This is a genomic window from Brevundimonas sp. 1080 (assembly GCF_040545985.1).
Taxonomy (GTDB): Bacteria; Pseudomonadota; Alphaproteobacteria; order Caulobacterales; family Caulobacteraceae; genus Brevundimonas.
Genome location: NZ_JBEPMW010000001.1, coordinates 592,153 through 609,711 on the forward strand (window position 1 = coordinate 592,153; position 17,559 = coordinate 609,711).

At 67.8% G+C, this 17,559-nt stretch carries 21 protein-coding genes and 1 pseudogene; 3 read left to right on the plus strand and 19 right to left on the minus strand.

Annotation, left to right across the window (positions count from 1 at the left end):
- Positions 1-22: 22 nt before the first annotated feature.
- Positions 23-412 carry a DUF983 domain-containing protein gene (locus tag ABIC32_RS03020; RefSeq protein WP_055753964.1) on the plus strand — a complete coding sequence of 130 codons (390 nt, stop codon included), beginning with the start codon at positions 23-25 and terminating at the stop codon, positions 410-412.
- A gap of 10 nt (positions 413-422) precedes the next feature.
- Here ABIC32_RS03020 and ABIC32_RS15245 read toward each other — a convergent pair.
- From ABIC32_RS15245 to tolB, 16 genes and pseudogenes are all read right to left on the minus strand, one after another.
- Positions 423-1,001, minus strand: a pseudogene (locus ABIC32_RS15245) (DUF3885 domain-containing protein).
- Positions 1,002-1,048: 47 nt separating this feature from the next.
- A complete protein-coding gene (locus ABIC32_RS03035; RefSeq protein ID WP_354072244.1) occupies positions 1,049-1,624 on the minus strand; it encodes a nucleotidyltransferase family protein in 576 nt (191 codons plus the stop codon).
- Positions 1,621-2,421 carry a bifunctional hydroxymethylpyrimidine kinase/phosphomethylpyrimidine kinase gene (gene thiD / locus ABIC32_RS03040; RefSeq protein ID WP_354072246.1) on the minus strand — a complete coding sequence of 267 codons (801 nt, stop codon included), beginning with the start codon at positions 2,419-2,421 and terminating at the stop codon, positions 1,621-1,623. The genes ABIC32_RS03035 and thiD overlap by 4 nt, the downstream gene beginning before the upstream one ends.
- Complete coding sequence (locus tag ABIC32_RS03045) at positions 2,418-2,762, minus strand: DMT family transporter (protein ID WP_017506766.1); 345 nt, start codon at positions 2,760-2,762, stop codon at positions 2,418-2,420. The genes thiD and ABIC32_RS03045 overlap by 4 nt, the downstream gene beginning before the upstream one ends.
- 42 nt (positions 2,763-2,804) lie before the next feature.
- Positions 2,805-3,161 (minus strand): DMT family protein, encoded by a 357-nt coding sequence (locus tag ABIC32_RS03050; RefSeq protein WP_354072248.1) that lies wholly within the window; start codon positions 3,159-3,161, stop codon positions 2,805-2,807.
- A gap of 64 nt (positions 3,162-3,225) precedes the next feature.
- On the minus strand, positions 3,226-4,014 hold the full coding sequence (gene folP / locus ABIC32_RS03055; protein WP_354072937.1) for a dihydropteroate synthase: 789 nt from the start codon (positions 4,012-4,014) through the stop codon (positions 3,226-3,228).
- Between the two features lie 20 nt (positions 4,015-4,034).
- Positions 4,035-4,631 carry a YdeI/OmpD-associated family protein gene (locus tag ABIC32_RS03060; protein ID WP_354072250.1) on the minus strand — a complete coding sequence of 199 codons (597 nt, stop codon included), beginning with the start codon at positions 4,629-4,631 and terminating at the stop codon, positions 4,035-4,037.
- Positions 4,631-4,933 (minus strand): winged helix-turn-helix domain-containing protein, encoded by a 303-nt coding sequence (locus ABIC32_RS03065; protein WP_295165834.1) that lies wholly within the window; start codon positions 4,931-4,933, stop codon positions 4,631-4,633. The genes ABIC32_RS03060 and ABIC32_RS03065 overlap by 1 nt, the downstream gene beginning before the upstream one ends.
- A 3-nt stretch (positions 4,934-4,936) precedes the next feature.
- On the minus strand, positions 4,937-5,590 hold the full coding sequence (locus tag ABIC32_RS03070; protein ID WP_316409296.1) for a hypothetical protein: 654 nt from the start codon (positions 5,588-5,590) through the stop codon (positions 4,937-4,939).
- 64 nt (positions 5,591-5,654) lie between these two features.
- Positions 5,655-6,878, minus strand: coding sequence for an acyltransferase family protein (locus tag ABIC32_RS03075; protein WP_354072253.1), 1,224 nt, complete (start codon positions 6,876-6,878; stop codon positions 5,655-5,657).
- Positions 6,879-7,046: 168 nt separating this feature from the next.
- A complete protein-coding gene (gene ftsH / locus ABIC32_RS03080; RefSeq protein WP_091749975.1) occupies positions 7,047-9,002 on the minus strand; it encodes an ATP-dependent zinc metalloprotease FtsH in 1,956 nt (651 codons plus the stop codon).
- 86 nt (positions 9,003-9,088) lie between these two features.
- Complete coding sequence (gene tilS / locus ABIC32_RS03085; protein WP_502909307.1) at positions 9,089-10,333, minus strand: tRNA lysidine(34) synthetase TilS; 1,245 nt, start codon at positions 10,331-10,333, stop codon at positions 9,089-9,091.
- Positions 10,324-11,169: a tol-pal system protein gene (locus ABIC32_RS03090; protein WP_354072256.1), complete on the minus strand. Its 846-nt coding sequence runs from the start codon at positions 11,167-11,169 to the stop codon at positions 10,324-10,326. The genes tilS and ABIC32_RS03090 overlap by 10 nt, the downstream gene beginning before the upstream one ends.
- 41 nt (positions 11,170-11,210) lie before the next feature.
- The gene (locus ABIC32_RS03095) at positions 11,211-12,350 is read right to left on the minus strand and encodes a DUF3667 domain-containing protein (protein ID WP_354072258.1); all 1,140 of its coding nucleotides are present in this window, start codon (positions 12,348-12,350) and stop codon (positions 11,211-11,213) included.
- A gap of 127 nt (positions 12,351-12,477) precedes the next feature.
- Positions 12,478-13,041: a peptidoglycan-associated lipoprotein Pal gene (pal, locus tag ABIC32_RS03100; protein WP_039246161.1), complete on the minus strand. Its 564-nt coding sequence runs from the start codon at positions 13,039-13,041 to the stop codon at positions 12,478-12,480.
- A gap of 140 nt (positions 13,042-13,181) precedes the next feature.
- Complete coding sequence (gene tolB / locus ABIC32_RS03105) at positions 13,182-14,543, minus strand: Tol-Pal system beta propeller repeat protein TolB (protein WP_354072260.1); 1,362 nt, start codon at positions 14,541-14,543, stop codon at positions 13,182-13,184.
- A 123-nt stretch (positions 14,544-14,666) separates the two neighbouring features.
- On the opposite strand from tolB, the gene ABIC32_RS03110 reads away from it, so the two are divergent.
- Both ABIC32_RS03110 and ABIC32_RS03115 read left to right on the plus strand, forming a co-directional pair.
- Positions 14,667-14,918: a CopG family transcriptional regulator gene (locus tag ABIC32_RS03110; RefSeq protein ID WP_197458414.1), complete on the plus strand. Its 252-nt coding sequence runs from the start codon at positions 14,667-14,669 to the stop codon at positions 14,916-14,918.
- Positions 14,915-15,349 (plus strand): TA system VapC family ribonuclease toxin, encoded by a 435-nt coding sequence (locus ABIC32_RS03115; RefSeq protein ID WP_066626804.1) that lies wholly within the window; start codon positions 14,915-14,917, stop codon positions 15,347-15,349. The genes ABIC32_RS03110 and ABIC32_RS03115 overlap by 4 nt, the downstream gene beginning before the upstream one ends.
- A gap of 3 nt (positions 15,350-15,352) precedes the next feature.
- On the opposite strand, the gene tolA is transcribed toward ABIC32_RS03115, so the two are convergent.
- Genes tolA through tolQ form a run of 3 tightly spaced genes read right to left on the minus strand, consistent with a single transcriptional unit; the run spans position 15,353 to position 17,448 of the window.
- Positions 15,353-16,231, minus strand: a complete 879-nt coding sequence (gene tolA / locus ABIC32_RS03120) for a cell envelope integrity protein TolA (RefSeq protein ID WP_354072263.1) — start codon at positions 16,229-16,231, stop codon at positions 15,353-15,355.
- Between the two features lie 5 nt (positions 16,232-16,236).
- Entirely contained in the window at positions 16,237-16,692 is a 456-nt protein-coding gene (locus tag ABIC32_RS03125) for an ExbD/TolR family protein (RefSeq protein WP_039246166.1), read from the minus strand.
- 3 nt (positions 16,693-16,695) lie between these two features.
- The gene (gene tolQ, locus ABIC32_RS03130; RefSeq protein ID WP_185224505.1) at positions 16,696-17,448 is read right to left on the minus strand and encodes a protein TolQ; all 753 of its coding nucleotides are present in this window, start codon (positions 17,446-17,448) and stop codon (positions 16,696-16,698) included.
- Positions 17,449-17,559: the final 111 nt, after the last annotated feature.

Genomic DNA, 17,559 nt, shown 5'->3' on the forward strand with positions numbered 1-17,559 from the left:
TTTAAGCGCCCATAATCGCCGCATGACCGATTACCCGCGCCTCAGCACCCTGAAGACCGGCCTGGCCTGTCGCTGCCCCCGCTGCGGCAAGGGCCCTCTGTTCAAAGGCTATCTGACGCTGCAGACGGAATGTCCGGAATGCGGGCTCAGCTACGCCTTCGCCGATCCGGCGGACGGCCCGGCCTTCTTCGTCATGACGGCCGTCGGGGTGGTGGGGATGATCCTGCTGATGGTGTTCGACTTCACCGTCCACCCGCCGATCTGGGTGCATCTGGTGGTGACCCTGCCCATCCTGGTCGCCCTGTGCCTGGGCTGCCTGCGCCCCTTCAAGGCCTGGCTGGTCGCCGAACAATATGTCCACAAGGCCGCCCCGCCCGAGTTCTCCTCGAACGGCAAGCACGGGCCTTTCTAGGGTTCGATCCTCAAAGGCCTTCGGGATGGGCGGACAGCCAGTTCTTGTGCGCCGTTTTCAGTTGAGCCACCTGCGACGGCTGAGAAAGGAAGAGGTCGACGCCTCCGTCATAGGGCGCAAAGATGGAGCCGTCGGCTTGCGCCATCCAGAGCGTCGGTCCAGCCTCATCGTCGGCGATCTTTTTCAGGAGATCATCGAACCTGCCATTGGACCACCGCGTCGGACCTGCGTGAACGCGCCAGCGGTACACTTCGCCGTCAACCGCGTCCACGAGTTCAAAGGCGAGTTGAAGATCGAAGGCTCGGGTCGCCGCGAACGGGTCGTGCACGTCGGCTATGTCAGTCGTGCCGGGCGCGCTCACCCAATGCGTCTAGACCAGCCAACACGGGCCATGTCCCAAAACGGCTGCGGCCAGAGCGTTCTGCCGGTGCAGGAGCGTGCGCCAGTCATCATCGCTGTCGGCATAGCGTTTGGATTGCGGCAGCGAGTGAAATCGAACCCAGTTCGCCGCACCGCCTTGTCTGAGCCGATAGCCGATGGGCCAATGATCGCCGTGAAACTGCGACCAGCTGTGTTCAAATCCGCTCATCGCCACAACCTAGCCGACTGTGATTGCGCGACGCCAGCAGGATATTTTTAGGGTTCGATGACCGTCAGCTCGGGCCAGCGCGCCCGCGCGCTGTCGACGGCCTTGGCCCAGCCCTTGGCCACCGGCCGGCTTGGGTTGGGCCGGATCGTCAGGTCGAACACATCCTCCAGCCCGAACGGCGCAGCGACGCTGAGGCTGTCATCCTCCTCCAGCCGCACCCCGACCGCAAAGGTCGGCGCCACGAACCGCCCCAGCGCCTCATCCGTCGAATGCAACGGCGCATAGGGTTCGCCGAACCGGTTCTGGAACCACAGATGCACCCGCGCTTGGTTGCGGACCTCGACCTGGCTGCGGAACGGTTCGTCGAAGGCGGCGGCGACGCGTTTGATGACGACGTCCTCGGCCTCGTAGGACAGGTCCGAACCGTCGAAATAGGCTAGGTCGTAGTCCTTGACCCCATAGCCCGCCGGCCGGCCCGTCCTGGCGTTCCACACGGCCTGATAGACCGCTCCCGACACCAGCCGCCAATCGGGCAGGCCCAGCGCCCGGATGGTCGTCAGGACGTGCATCAGGCCAGCGTCGGCGCGCACGATGGCGGTCAGGTCCGCCTCCAGCTCGCTCATCCCCGCACCGGCCAGCCGTGGTCCAGCGGCCCGTGTCCGCCGCCCAGGCCCGGCGCGCGGCGGATCGCCTCGCCGACATAGGCCCAGGCTTCGGCCACCGCGACCTCCAGCGGCCGACCCATCGCCAGCCCGGCTGCACAGGCGCTGGCCAGGGTGCAGCCGGTGCCGTGAGTGTGGCGGGTGTCGACCCGCTCGGCCTCCAGCACCGTCTCGCCGTCTGCGGTCATCAGCAGGTCGATCACCGTCGGCCCCGACACATGCCCGCCCTTCATCAGCACCGCCCGCGCCCCCATGGCTAGCAAGGCCTCGCCCGCCCGTCTCTGGCCGTCCAGGTCGTAGACCGCAAAGCCCGTCAGGGCCTCGGCCTCGGGCGCATTGGGCGTCAGCAGGGCCGCGCGCGGGATCATCAGGCGCTTCACCGCTTCGACCGCCGCATCCGGCAACAGGGGATGACCGCCCTTGGCCACCATGACCGGATCGACGACCGCCGGGGCGTCCGCCTCGTCCAGCAGGGTCGCGACCGTCTCGACCACCTCGACCGAGCCCAGCATGCCGGTTTTGACCGCATCGGTCCCGATGTCCTCCAGCACCGCCCGCGCCTGTGCTGCGATCAGATCGAGCGGCAGCGGATGGACCCCGTGGACGCCCAGGGTGTTCTGCACCGTGATGGCCGTGATGGCGGTGGCGGCGAACCCGCCCATCATCGTCACGGCCTTGATGTCGGCCTGGATGCCCGCGCCGCCGCCGCTGTCGGACCCCGCCAGGATCAAGACGCGTCCTTGATGAAGCGCGCTCATGCCGCCGCTCCCGAAAACAGTTTCAGCCCGACAATGCCCGCCACGATCAGCAAGATGCACACGGCCCTGACCGCCGTCGCCGGCTCGCCATAGACCAGGATGCCCACCACGGCCGCGCCCACCGCCCCGATGCCGGTCCACACCGCATAGGCCGTGCCGATCGGCAGCTTCTGCGTTGCGACCCACAACAGGATCATGCTGCCCGCCAGCGCGATCAGAACCCCCAGCGAGGTCCACGGCCGGCTGACGCCCACATTCTTGAGGCCCGAGGCCCACAGGACCTCCAGCAGACCGGCGACGACCAGCGTCGCCCACGGATTGATCGACATCACCCAGGACATGGCGACCAGATGGAACAGGCCGCGGTCCGGAGCAAGCTGCGATCAGCCGCCCAGCGGTCCCCTGAAGATGAAGAAGGCCCCAAGCGCGATGAAGGCGAACCCGACCAGATGGTTCACCGTCAGCTTCTCGCCCAGATACAGGACCGAAAAGCCGGCGAAGACCAACAGGGTGATCACCTCCTGCATCGTCTTCAACTCGGCCGGCGAATAGACCTGAATGCCGATGCGGTTGGCCGGCACCGCCAGCCAGTATTCGAAGAAGGCGATGCCCCAGCTGGCCATGACCAGCAGCCACAGCGGCTTGTGATCGAACTTCAGATGGCCGTACCAGGCGAAGGTCATGAAGACGTTCGACAGGCACAACATGACGATGGGGGCGATGTAGGCGGTCAGGGGCATGGGGCAGATCAGGGCTGTTGCAGACCTGCCCTCTACACCCGCTGCGACCGTCCGTCGCGGGCCTTCAATCCGCCGCCGTCACCGCCGCCTGGACCTTCAGCGCCTGCACCGTCTCGCGCACGTCGTGGACCCGCACCATCCGCGCCCCGCGCCGCGCGCCTTCCAGCGCCAAGGCCAGCGACCCGCCCAGCCGGTCGTCGGCCGCGATCGCGGTCGGGTCGATAGCTTGGATCGTGCGCTTGCGGCTGGCGGCGTACAGCACCGGAAAGCCCAGATCGACCAGCGCCCGCAGCCGCGCCGTCAGCGCCAGATTGTGCGCCAGGGTCTTGCCGAACCCGATGCCGGGATCCAGCCAGATCCGCTCGCGCGCCACGCCCGCCGCCATCGCCGCCTCGGCCCGCCCGTGCAAATAATCCCGCACTTCACCCACCACGTCGTCATAGCGCGGGTCCGCCTGCATCGTGCGGGGCTCGCCCTTCATGTGCATCAGCACCACGTCGCAACCCAGCTCGGCCGCGACCGCCAAACTGTCTGGTGCATGGCTCAGCGCCGTCACGTCGTTCCACATCGTCGCCCCGGCCGCGACGGCGGCGCGCGCTACGGCGGGCTTCATCGTATCGATGCTGATCGCCCCGCCCCAGCGCGCGCGGACGCCGGCGATGACCGGCGCGACCCGCGCGATCTCTGCGGCTTCCTCCACCGGCTCGGCTCCCGGCCGGGTGCTTTCGCCGCCGATGTCCAGCACGTCCGCTCCGTCCACGACCAGCCGCATCGCCTGATTGATCGCCAGTTCCGTCGAGGCCCACCGTCCCCCGTCCGAGAAGCTGTCGGGCGTCACATTGACGATGCCCATCACCTGCGGAATCGACACGGTCACGCCCTCTTCTGCGGGTGGGGCGTCTCGCCCCGTTTCAGCATCTCCACCAGGCGGGCGATGGCCTTGGCACGGCCCGCCGGGGTCTTTGGCGCCTCGGTGCGATAGGTCAGCGCGAACCGGTTCTGCGCCGTCAGGGTGTCGAACGTCGCCCGTGCCTGCGGCTCGGCGTTGATGGCGGCCATCAGGTCGTCGGGCGCGGTCGAGCCCTTGATGCGGTAGGCCGCGTCCCAGCGCCCGTCCGCCTTGGCCGCCTCCACGTGTTTCATCCCGTGCGGCGTCATCCGCCCTTCCTCAATCAGACGCGCGACATTGGCGACGTTGATCTGGCTCCAGACGCTCTTCTTACCGCGCGGCGAGACGCGTTGCAGGAAGCTGTCAGCATCCAGGCTTTTCTTGATCCCGTCGATCCAGCCCCAGCACAGGAGCACATCCACCGCCTCGACCCAGGTGATCGAGGCGACGCCCGACTTGATCTTGAAGATGCGGATCCAGAGCTCGGTCTCGCGGTCGTGGTTCGCAGCCAGCCAGGCCTCGAACGCCTCGGGCGTCTCGAACGCCCGCACCTTGTCCGGATCAACGACCATCGGCGCCATCAGGCCGACCGCCCGATCAGGCCGCCCAGCGCCTCCAGATAGGCGGCGAAAGCCTTGCGCCCTGACGCTGTGATGGACACGCGGGTCAGGGGCTTGTTGTTCACAAAGCTCTTGGCCACGGCGACGTATCCCGCCTCCTCCAGCTTCTTGATATGGACCGACAGATTGCCCTGCGTCGCCTCCAGCACCGTCTTCAGCTCGGTGAAGTCGGCGGCCTCGGCATCGGCCAGATAGACCATGATCCCCAGCCGCATCCGGCCGTGGATGACCTCGTCGATCTTGCCGAGCGCGTCCAGCCCCATGGATCAGCCGGCGTCCGTATCGACGGCGCGGGCCTTCAGCGCCGCACGCGTCATGATCCAGCCCGGTCCCGCGAACAGCACGAACAGGGCGAGGGTGCAGACGTAGAGATAGATCACCGCGTCGCGCACCAGCACGCCCAGCGCGACCGCCGTGAGCCAGCCGCCCAACGACGTCGTCAGCATCCAGGGCTTCTTCTTCAGACTGTAGGCCACGAACCAGGCCGCCGACTGAAGCGCGAAGATCATCGCCGGATAATAGAGCCAGACCGCGAAGTCCTGATCGCGGCGCGCGCCCACGCCGAACACGATGATGATCGCCAGATTGGCCATGCCCGCGCCGCTGAAGGCCGCATTCAAGGTGCGAGTGACGATGGGGCCGGCCGTCCCCGTCTTGCGGTCCTCACGCACGGCCCAGGTCAGGACGATCAGGAAGGCGACCGTGATGGCGACCACGAAGCTGAGATTTCCCAGAGGCGGCCAGCGCACGATCCCCCACACCTGACCGATATGGAACAGGCATTGCAGACCATAGAGCAGACCGCCCGCCAGATAGGCGACGCCCAGCGTCAGGGTCGCCCTGGGATTATTGCCGCCCTGGACAATGGCCTTCATGAAGGCCAGGTCGGCCTCGGGGCCGGTGCGGGACTTGTCGGACATCGCTGTGTGATTCCTGTGCGACGGGCGCGTCCCTCGGATGGACGCCGCTGGAAGGGTTTGCAAATTATTCGGCGGGGACCAGGGCAGGCGCAGGCCGGTTGCGCCACGGCACGCGCCGGCCATTCAGCCACCGTCCCATAAAGTTGTGGCGGATCAGCAGTTCGTAGGACGCCAGGCACACGGCGAAGACGCCCGCCGACACGCCGATCAGCTTCACCCACCACGGCCCGGCCCAGTCCTGCACCCAGACCTGGGCCAGCATGACCAGCGGCAGATGCACGATATAGATCCAGTAGGAGGCGTCGGAGAGGTAGCGCCGAACCGGACTGTGGCCCGAGGCGAACCGCAGGCATAGCCCCGTGGCCGCCAAGGCCGCGGCATAGACGGCGACCGCCGTGACGGCGGCGGCCAGGGCCTTGCTGGCCGTCGGCTCGCCCATCGGCACGATGCTCGGTCCGCCCGCCAGCACATAGGCCGCGACGCCCGAAACCAGCGCCATGCTGAGGAACAGCGGCGCCCCCTTTGCGATACGGTCCAACAGATCACGCCGCCGGTCCAGCGCGAACCCCAGGCCAAAGGCGAGGCCGAACCCGACCAGGGCGGAGGTGTTTGGGATCACGCCCGCGTCCGGCGTCGGCACGGCAAAGAAGGCGATCCACTTCGGATCCAGCCACAGCGCCAGGGCGAGCGGGGCGGCCAGCGCGGCAGGCGTCCACGGGCCAATCAGCGCGCCGGTGATCCTGTCCACGACCGGACCCGCTCGCCCCGCGCGATCCAGCATGCCGAGCACGGCCCGCACGATCAGGACGACGGCGTAGAACAGCGTCAGCACCCACAGAAACCACAGGTGGGTCAGCGGAACGTTGGTCCAGTCATACGTCGGCGGAGGCGGCGGCGGCGGCGGCGCCCCGGGCGTCACCAGACCATTGGCATAAGCGTTCCAGACCAGGGCCGTAACGATCCCCGCCATGACCGGAAACCAGAAGGCCGCCAGCGGCCCGGCGATCCGCATCGCCCGGTCCTTGGCGAACCCGACCCATCCCCGGCGCGCCAGCATCATATGGGCGAACAGTCCTGCGATCAGGAAGAAGGCCGTCATGCGAAACAGGTGGATGGCGAAAAACAGCCACGCCGCGCCGATTGATCGACTGTCGTCCGCCACGATCCAGATCTGCTGCGGAAAGAAGGACAGGCTGGTGTGAAGCAGCACCCCCAGCAGCAGCGCCCCGGCGCGCAACGCATCCAGTCCGTGCAGCCGCTCCACCTGCTCTGCTTGCGATATCACCATGACGTCCCTCCCGTGATCGAGATCGCCATATCTCACAGACAGGTTTGAAATGCAAACTTGTTCGTTTGAAAGTGTGACGTGTCGGCCAGCGAGTCAGCCATATGCCCAATGAAAAACCCGCCGGGAGAGCAATCTCCCGGCGGGTCCATCTTCAGATCAGGCCTGGGTTCAGTGAACCGTGGGCACGCTGGTCGCGGCCGGGGCGGCGACCGGGACCTCGATGTCCGTGCCGTCCGACACCGGCGTCACCGGCACCGAGACCGAAGGCCCGGCGTTGGGGAAGTTGTTCTCGTCACGGTTCGGCGCGACGCCCTTCTCCAGCAGGTCCTTGATCTCCTCACCCGACAGGGTCTCGTATTCAAGCAGGGCCTGAGACAGCTTTTCGTGATCCTCGGCCTTGGTCGTCAGGATCGTGCGCGCCTCGTCCCAGCCCGAGGTCACCAGGCGACGGACTTCCTCGTCGATGGTGCGCGCCGTCTCTTCGGAGATGTTCTGGCTGCGGGCGACCGAGTGGCCCAGGAAGACCTCTTCCTGGTTCTCGCCGTAGGCCACCGTGCCCAGCTTATCCGAGAAGCCCCAGCGGGTGACCATGGCGCGAGCCAGCTTCGTCGCCTGTTCGATATCCGAGCTGGCGCCCGAGGTGATGTTTTCCGGCCCGAAGATCAGTTCCTCGGCGACGCGGCCGCCCGCCATGATGGCGATCCGGTCGATCATCTGCTGATATTTCATCGAATAGCGGTCGCCTTCCGGCAACTGCATCACCATGCCCAGCGCCCGGCCGCGCGGGACGATGGTCGCCTTGTGGACCGGGTCGGCCATCTTGACGTTCATGGCGACGATGGCGTGACCGGCCTCGTGATAGGCGGTCAGACGCTTTTCTTCCTCGTTCATGGCCATGGAGCGACGTTCCGAGCCCATCAGCACCTTGTCCTTGGCGTCCTCGAAGTCGCGGTGGGTGACCATGCGACGGTCCTTGCGCGCCGCCGTCAGGGCCGCCTCGTTGACCAGATTGGCCAGGTCGGCGCCCGAGAAGCCGGGTGTGCCGCGCGCGATCGTCTTGACGTTGACGTCGGCGGCCAGGGGCACGTCCTTCATGTGGACGCGCAGGATGCGTTCGCGTCCCGAGACATCGGGGTTCGGCACCACCACCTGGCGGTCGAAACGGCCGGGACGCAGCAGCGCCGGGTCCAGCACGTCGGGACGGTTGGTCGCGGCGATCAGGATGATGTTCTCGGACGCCTCGAAGCCGTCCATCTCGACCAGCAGCTGGTTCAGCGTCTGTTCGCGCTCGTCATTGCCGCCGCCGAGACCCGCGCCGCGGTGGCGACCGACGGCGTCGATTTCGTCGATGAAGATGATGCAGGGCGCGTTCTTCTTGGCCTGTTCGAACATGTCGCGCACGCGGCTGGCGCCGACGCCGACGAACATCTCGACGAAGTCCGAACCCGAGATCGAGAAGAAGGGCACGCCCGCCTCGCCCGCGACCGCGCGCGCCAGCAGCGTCTTGCCGGTGCCGGGAGGGCCGACCAGCAGGGCGCCCTTGGGGATCTTGCCGCCCAAACGCTGGAACTTGCCCGGATCCTTCAGGAAGTCGACCACCTCCTGCAGTTCGTCCTTGGCCTCGTCCACGCCGGCGACGTCGTCGAAGGTCTTGCGTCCCTTGTGTTCGGTCAGCAGCTTGGCCTTGGACTTGCCGAAGCCCATGGCGCCCTTCGCCCCGCCCTGCATCTGGCGCATGAAGAAGATCCACACCCCGATCAGCAGCGCGATCGGCAGGATGCCCAGCAGCAGGCTCATCCAGATCGACTGGCCGCCCGACTTGGCGTCGATCTCGACGCCCGCCTGCAGCATCTGCGCCACCAGCTGTTCGTTCGGATAGACGGTGGTGGAGGTGAAGCGTTCGCCGTTCTTCAGCTCGCCGTTTACCTTGTCCAAGCGGATGGTCACCTGTTTGACCTCGCCCGCGTTCACGCGCTGCACCAGCTGGGAATAGCTGATGGCCTCGGGCTTGCCGGCCGGCTGGCCCGTCACGCCGTTCATGGCGCCGCCCTGCGACAGCGCCGCATAGCCCGCCAGCAACGCCAGAATGATCACGCCGGTGATCGCCAGATTACGCAGGTTCATTGAGGTCCTCGGTCGTCCGCGACCCCGGTGGGATCGACGGTCTGGATGTGTCTGTCTGGGAAAATAGGGGCTTAATCAGCGTTACGCTATCGGGTGGCGGAAATCAGGTCGTCTTCGTGCGTCGTTTCGTCCAGCGCCAGCCTGAGCCGTTCCGCGACAAGGCCGCGCCGTTCGACCCCTTCGCCTGCAAGAACCGGGGCCACCGCGTCGTCCCTGATCAACACAGGCCAGGCCCCGCGCGTCGCCGCCGGCAGCCGATTGATCTCGGTCCTGTCGGCGTCCGACAGGCGGGCCAACCGCCCCCGCGCCGCCACGACGGACCAGCCGGCACGATCGGCGCAAAAGACGAACCGGCCGTCCCAGACCGCCTCGACTCCGGGCGTCAGCGCCAGCGGCGAAATGTCCCGCCTGCGCAGCTCGCCGGCCTCGCGCATCAGCCGCACCGCCGCCCCGACAGCCTCGATGCGCGTTCCGCACAGGGTCGCCGCGAAATCCTCACCCGCCGTCAGCCGCGCCATCCAAGCTTCCAACCGCGCACCCCGGGGCGGCGTCGATCCGCCGCCGACGCACACCAGGGCCGCCGCCAGCGCCCGCGCGCCCACGTCCCGGTCCACACGCACCATGGCCTCGCCCTCGATCATCGGCCGCGCCCCGGTTTGCGCCGCCGCCTGCTCGATCGACCGGGGCGCCGCGCCCGCCAGCGCCTGCCGCGCCCGGCTGCGGCCGAAGCGGGGATCGGCGTTGGCGGGGTCCTCGATCCAGTCGGCCCCCTCGCCCGCCAGCCAGTCGCGCAAGCCCGCCCGCCGCTCGCCCAGCAGCGGCCGCAAAAGCATCAGGCCTCGCCCTTCGGGCCAGGCCGGCGACGGCGACCATTCGCGCACCCGTCCCAGCGTCGAGCCTTCGCTGCGCATCAGATCGGCCTCGGCGATATCGTCGGCGGTATGGGCGAACAGGACGACCGACGCCCCCCCCTCGCGCGCCGCATCCGCAATCAAACCATGCCGAGCCGCCCGCGCCGCCGCCGTCAGACCGGTCGCGGGCTTGTCTCCGCCCCAACTCAACCCGCGCCAGTCGGCTCCGGCGTCCCGCGCCGCCCCGGCCGCAAAGTCGGTCCAGCGGCCGCTGTCCGCATTCAGCCGGTGATCGACGGTCAGGGCCAGCACCGAACGCCCGCGCGTCCGCGCCCAGTCTGTCGTCAGCCGCAACAGGGCGATGGAATCTCCGCCCCCCGACAGGGCCAGCGCCAGCGGCCGGCCCGTGTCCCGCGTCAGTCGCGCATCCAGCCACGCGAATGCTCGCGCTCTGAGATCCGGGTCAGACGTCAGGCGCAGGCGCCCGTCGTCTTCAACTGGGCCGCCCGCGCCTTTTGCGGGTCCGAAGCGGCGGGCGCATAGCGACGTGTGAATTCAGCCAGGGCCGCGCACCCTTGCGGCTTCCGCTGCGTCGCGAACAGGGCGTCGGCCAGTTTCAGCGTCGTGTCCGCCGCCCAGCCGATGCGCGGCCAGTCCTTCAGCGCGGCGGCGTAATAGGGCACCGCCCCCGCCTTGTCGTTCGCCGCGACCCGCAGGTCGCCCAGGCGCGAGTTGGCCTCGCGCGATTGCGGCGTATCTGGCCAGGCCGCGATCACCGTTTCCAGCGCCCGCTCGCCGCGCGGCTTGTCGGTCGCCAACAGGGCCACCGCCGCCGCCAGGTCGCGCGTCGCATCGCCGGTGGGCGAAGTCGCCTCGATCGGCGCATTCAATTCAGCCTGGGTCTCCAGCTTCTGCAACCGGCCCTCGGCGTCCGCCAGACGCGTCTTCAGCGTCTCGTTCTCGCGCGTGGCCTCGTCCAGTTGGAACGTCAGCCGCTCGTTGTCGCCGTTGATCCGGCGCACCGTGGCCTCCAGATCGCCCAGGCGTCGGTCCATCAGGGCGAACTGCCCCTGCAGCGTCACCACCTCGGGGTCCGGCTCGACCAGCACGGGCTGGCCGACGGCGTTTCTCTGGGTCAGAGCGCGCTCCAGCCGGCGCACATTGCGGTCCAGCTGGTCCAGGCGGCGATTGTCCCACTCGGTCCGCTCCATGATGTTGGGCTGGGCCTGCTGGGCGACCGCGCCGCCTCCGATCAGGACAACCCCAAGGGCGGCGGCGGCGAGCAGATGAGCACGAGAAATCGAGAGCTTGGTCATGCGTCTAGCTTTCACCGATTTGGGGCCGCCGCAAGGCCGAGCTAGTGCCCCAAGCCCAGATAGACGATGGCCGTGATGAACAGGCCGACCACGATGTTGCAGAATACTAACAGCGCGATCGTCCGCCACAGGGCCGAGAACCAGGACAGCGAATAGGCGCCCTTCACCTGGGCGAACACATGCACGGGCACAGCCAGCAGCCCCAGCGGAATGACGATGGCGCCCAGCCACCCGGCGATCGTCGCCGACAGCACCATCAGCATCAGCAGCATGGCCATGAAGGTCAGCGAGTACAGAACGAACACCCCGTGGTCGTACAGGGTGAAGCCGCGCTTCCACAGAAACAGCAGGGCCACGAACGGGATGGACAAGGGCACCAGCAGGAAGGCGAACTTGTACACCGTCTGCTGGAACTTATAGAGCGCGAGGTCCGGGTTCTGCAGCTTCTTCAACACCGTGGCGCCGACGCCGTGGCCGTCCTTCTCGGCGTCCTTGCCCATGACCTTCAGCTTGCTCTCGCCGGCCTCTTCGGTCGCCATGTCCTTGATCCCGGCCTGCCAGCTGCCGGGCTTCAGACCGTCGGCGCGACCGTCGCGCTGCTCGGTCTCCAGCCGGACCAGGGCCGCGCGGCGGTCATCGACCAGCTTCTGTCCGGCGTTGATCGCCATCTGCATCGTCGGGTCCGGCCGAGCGCCGCTTTCGGCCCGCATCTGGACCAGGGCCTTTTCCGCCTCGGCCAGGCCGACGCGCTGGGACGCGATCCGTTCGGCCATCTCTGCGCCTTCGGTCTTGGATTCCGGGTGCGGCGCAAAGCTGAGCGCGAAGAACATCACGAACAGGGTGAACAGGAAGATCGCCAACGGCGAGACGTAGCGCGTGCGCTTGCCCTCGACCCACTCGCGCGTCAGCTTTCCGGGGTTCAGCCACAGCAGTGGCAGGGTGCGCCAGATCCGGGCGTCGAAATGCATGACCCCGTGCAGCAGCTCTTCGCCCAGGTGCAGCAGGCTGCGGTGGACATGGGTCGGCTGGCCGCAGTTTGCGCAGAAGTTGCCGCTGGTGTCGGCCCCGCAGTCGGAACAGACGCCGTGGGGGTGGGCCTCGCCGGCCTTGCCCGTCGGCTTTTCGATCGCGCCTGCGACCAGTCCGGCCGTGACAACGGCGCCCGCCCCTTCGATATCCATTCGCTGATCCCCCGATCCCTGTGACGACGGTTCTGCCGCCAGCCCGGCGTCAGGACAAGCGCGGAAACGAAAAGAGGCGCCGACCCTGCGGCCGGCGCCTCCTTCAGATCAGCCGATCAGCCGGTCGTCAGCGCGGCGCGCCCGAGACGATGGCGGTGTGGGCGTTGCGGTTGCGGGCGAAGGCGTCTTCGTTCGAGCCTTCCGCGATCGGCCGCTCCTTGCCGAAGCTGATAGTGTCGATCCGGCCGGCCGGAATGCCCCGGTTGATCAGATAGGTGCGCACCGATTCCGCACGGCGGGCGCCCAGCGCCAGATTGTATTCGCGCGTGCCGCGTTCGTCGGCGTTGCCCTCGATGCGGACCGTCACGGACGGATAGCGCTGCAGCCACTGGGCCTGGGCGTCCAGACGCGGCATGGCCTCGGGCCGGACCTCATAGGAATCCAGGTCGAAATAGATGCGGTCGCCGACGTTGACGACGAAGTCCTGTTCGGTGCCCGGCGCGGCCGAGCCCATGTTTCCGCCGGTCACCGGACCGGTGGGCGCGGTCGGATAGGCCGGTCCCGTCGGTTGCGTCGTGCCGTCGTTCGGACCGGGCACGCCGGTCTCGACCGGGGGCTTTCGGGTGCAGGCGGCCATGGCGGCGACGGCGCAGCCGACCATCGCTAGTTTGAGAATGCGGGAAGTCTTCATGGGGTCGTCTCCTGACGTATCGTTTCTGGCAAGGGGCGGGCCTCAAGCTTGGCTTTACTGTCTGCCTTGGCCGATTTTTCGACGCTAGAGGCGATAACGCACAGTTGAGCTTTAAGGCTCCGACGGTGTCGGTGCGGCGTTTAGGCGGGGCAGCTGTCGGCGCCCTGGTTCACGCCCAGATTGCTCGGGCCGCGGTCCAGCAGCGGCGACCAGGCCGGGTCGGTCCCGCGTCCGTTATAGCCCGCCTGCGACACCACGCGCCCCGACAGGTCCACGGTCCACAGACGCGTGTCGCCGCCCGGCGTCTGGCGCGCGAACATCACGTAGCGGCCGTTCGGCGCCCAGTTCGGCCCCTCCTCGAAATAGCTGGAGGACAGGATGCGCTCGCCCGAGCCGTCGGCGTTCATCACACCAGTCGAGAACCGGCCGCCGCCCTGTTTGGTGAAGGCGATCAGATTGCCGGTCGGGCTCCACGATGGGGCCGTATAGATGCCGCCGCCGCGCGAGATCGGCCGTTGGCCCGATCCGTCCGACCGCATGACATACAGCCGCGCCGAACCCGAACGGTCCGAGGTGAAGACGATCTGGCTGCCGTCCGGGCTGAACGACGGCGAGGTGTCGATGCCCGGGTCGCTGGTCAGGCGCGTGATCTGGCGGCTGCGCAAATCCATCACATAGACGTCGGTATTGCCGCCCCGGATGATCGAGAAGGCGATCTTGTTGCCGTCGTTGGAGAAGCGCGGCGCCAGCACCTGACCGTCGAACTCGCCCAGGCTCTCGCGCCGGCCCGTCGTCAGATTATAGAGGTAGATGCGGCTGTAATCCTTGCCCAGCGCCACATAGGTGATCTCGTCCGGCTGCGACAGCGAGAAGCGCGGCGACATGATCACCTCGTCGCCCTGCGTCAGATAGGTCGGGTTGAACCCGTCCTGGTCGGCGATGGTCAGCCGGTTGATCCGGTTCAGCTGCGTGCCCTCCTCGGACACGAAGATCACGCGGGAATCGAAAAAGCCCGCCTCGCCGGTCATGCGCTGATAGATGACATCGGAAATCTTGTGCGCGATCCGGCGCCATTGCTCCTGGGTCGCGGTGAACTGATAGCTGACCAGCTGGCACTGGCGGTAGGGATCATAGAGGCGGAAGCCCACGTCCAGCCGCCCGTCGCCGCGCGTCGTCACCCCGCCGTACAGCACCGCCTGCGCGCCGATCTGGGTCCACTGAGGGAAGTTCGGCGCATTGGCCAGGGTCAGGCCGGTCTCGATGAAGCTGGACGGGTTCAGCGGCTCGAAAAAGCCTGAGCGCTTCAGGTTGGCGCTGACGACATTGGAGATGTCCGACCCGTGCGTCCCGGCGAACGGCACCACCGCGATCTGAAGCGGGCGCAGCACGCCCTGATCGATCTCGACCTCGACCGGCTGGTTCTGCTGAGGCGTCTGCGCCGCCGTCGTCAGAGGAGCCATCGCGACAGCCGCCACGGAGGCCAGAAGAAGGTTCAGACGCATCAGATGCTCCCATAAGTCTCGAAGGATCGCCGCCCCTTATCGCCGGGCCGTTCGACTTTCGCCAGCTTCACGGGGAATAGGGCGACATTCGGGACGGGAGCGATCATTGATGCGTGATGCGTGATGCATTATCTTACAGCCATGCGCACTACACTCGCCATCGACGACGACGTGCTGAACGCCGCACGGGCCATCGCGGTTCAGACCCGAACCTCTGTGGGCGAAGTCATTTCCGATCTCGCGCGCCGCTCGATCACACAGGCCAAGCCGGACACGTCGCCCGAGTTCCGCAACGGTATTCGTCTCCTGCCGCACCGCAAGGGCGCTGTGGTGACGACCGAACAGATCAACGCTCTGCGCGATGAGCTGCCTTGATCGCGCTTCTGGACGTCAGCGTCCTGATCGCATTGATCGATCCAGCCCATACCGAGCATCTCACCGCCCACGCCTGGTTCGCAAATGAGCATCAGGCTGGTTGGGCGACCTGCCCGCTGACCGAAAACGGCGCGCTTCGAATCCTCAGCAATCCGAAATATCCAAACTCGCCGGGCGCGCCTGCGCAGGTGTTGCCCGCGCTTCACTCGTTGCTGAGCCAACCCGGCCATGTGTTCTGGCCCGACGACATCAGTCTGCTGAGCGACCGTTTGATCGCGCAGGATCGCCTGCTCACCTCGGGCCAGTTGACGGATACCTATCTGCTGGCCTTAGCCGTCTCGAACGGCGGGCGGCTGGCCACGTTCGACCGACGCCTGGCGCCCGACGCGGTGAAGGGCGGCAAGGCTGCCCTACATCTCATAACGGCCTGACGCTCAGCGATTACGGCACGCCCGTTCGGTGTTGAAGGTCGGGCGATAGACCCCGCCGGGGAAGCCCTGCGGCACGTCGAAGGGCGCGGTCTGGCGCAGGGCGCGCAGGGCGCCGTCGGCGGCGGCGCGATAGACGTTCGACGACTGGGCGTTGATCAGGCTGGGCCCGCGCGTGATCCGCCCATCGGCCGACAGGGTCAGCTCGACCTGGATGCGCAGCTGGTCCGCGCCGGGGATGTCGCAGGGCAGGATCCAGTTCGGATAGACCTGATTGAAGATGGCCGTGATCTGCGGGCCCGTGGCCTGGGACGCCGCGCCCGCCCCCTGCTGCCCCGTCGCCGGTCGGCCGCGATTGTTGGTCGGGCGCGTCGGTCCCGCCAGGGCGTCCAGGTCCAGGCTCGGCTCGGTGCGCTGGGACGCCGGGCGGGCCGGCGCGGGCGTCGCCGGCCGCGGGGTCGGCTGGGCCTTGGTCGGCGGCGCCGGCGTCGGCGGCTGGGGTCGAGGCGTCGGACGCGGCGGCGTCGGGGTCGGCGCGGGCTTCGGCGTCGGCGTGGGCGTCGGGGCCGGGCGCGGCGGCGTGGGCCGCGGCGGTGTCGGGGTCGGGCGCGGCTGGGGTTGCGGCGGCGTAGGCTCCGGCGTCGGCGGCACGGGATCGGGCTGCTGCACCGGGGCGGTCGCGGCGTCGTCGGGCGAGGGTTCGGGCTGCGGATTGTCCGCCGGCGCCGCCTGGATCACCTCTTCCGACACAATGGTCACCGGCACCGAGGCCACCAGCGGCGTCTCGTCCTCGTCCGTCTTGTGCGACACCATCAAGAAGGCGAGCGCGATCACCCCGGCGTGCAGGGCGAGCGATCCGAGGATGGCGGGGCTCGGCCGACGCAAAGGATTTAGGCCTCCGGCGCCGTGTCGGTGATCAGGTTCAGCTTGGTGAAGCCCGAGGCGCTCAACCGCGCCATCACCCGCGCCACGGCCTGATAGGGCGCGCGCCCGTCGGCCCGCACGAACACCGGCCGCTCCGCCGCCTTGTCGGCGCCGCCGGCCTCGGTCAACAGGCGCGTGGACAGGGCGTCGAACGCCGTCTCGCTGTCGCCGACGAAGATGGCACCCTGCTGGTCGATGCTGACCGACAGAGGTTCGGACTTGATCTCAACCGCGCTGGCCTCGGTCTTGGGCAGTTCGACCGGCACCCCCACCGTCAGCAGGGGCGCCGAGATCATGAAGATGATCAGCAGCACCAGCATCACGTCGACCAAGGGCGTGACGTTGATCTCGGTGAGAGGCCCTTTACGCCCCCTGCGTCCCCGGCGCCCGCCGCCGCTCGCACCACCACCGCCTAGGGCCATGGCTCAGACGCCCCGCTTCAGACTGAGGTCGCTGGACGGCGGGGGCGGAGGCGGCGGGGCCGACGGGCTGCCCAGGCGTCGCGCCACGGCGGCCTGCAGGTCGTCTGCGAACGCCTCCAGCCGACCCGTGAACTTGCCCGCGTCGATCGAGAACTTGTTGTAGGCGATATAGGCCGGGATCGCCGCCGCCAGGCCGATGGCCGTCGCAAACAAGGCTTCCGCAATAGCCGGCGCCACCGTCGTCAGATTGGTGTTGCCCGCCGCCGCGATCCGCCCGAACGCATTCATGATGCCCCACACCGTGCCGAACAGGCCGATAAAGGGCGAGGCGGTGGCCACCACCGACAGCACGCCCAGGCCGTTCTCAATCCGCTGGCCCTCGCGCGAGATAAGGCTGTTCATCGCCTTGTCGATCCGCACCAGCAGCAGCTCGCCCTGATGCTCGTTCAGCGCCCCGCGCTGACGCGCCTCGCGCCAGTCCGACAGGGCGATCACCAGCATGCGCGGCAAAGCGTGGTCCGGATCCGGCCCCGCCTGCGACGCCACCTCTTCCAGCGACCTGCCCGATTGAACCGATTTTTCGAAGTCGTCGGCGCGCTTGTTCAGCGCCGTGAACCGCACCGCCTTGTCGATGATGATCGTCCACGACCAGATCGAGGCCGCCGCCAGCCCGATCATCACGCTCTTGACCACCCAGTCGGCGGTCATGAACAGCTCGACCGGGTTCATCATCGCGGCGTCGACAGGCGTGGTCATTCAGGCGCTCCGGGCGGAATCGAGATCGTCACGTCCCCTCTTCGACCGAGCGGACGTGACCATTGTGTGGCGTCCGGCCCGTTTAGCCCCGACCCGTCCGCCCGTCATCTG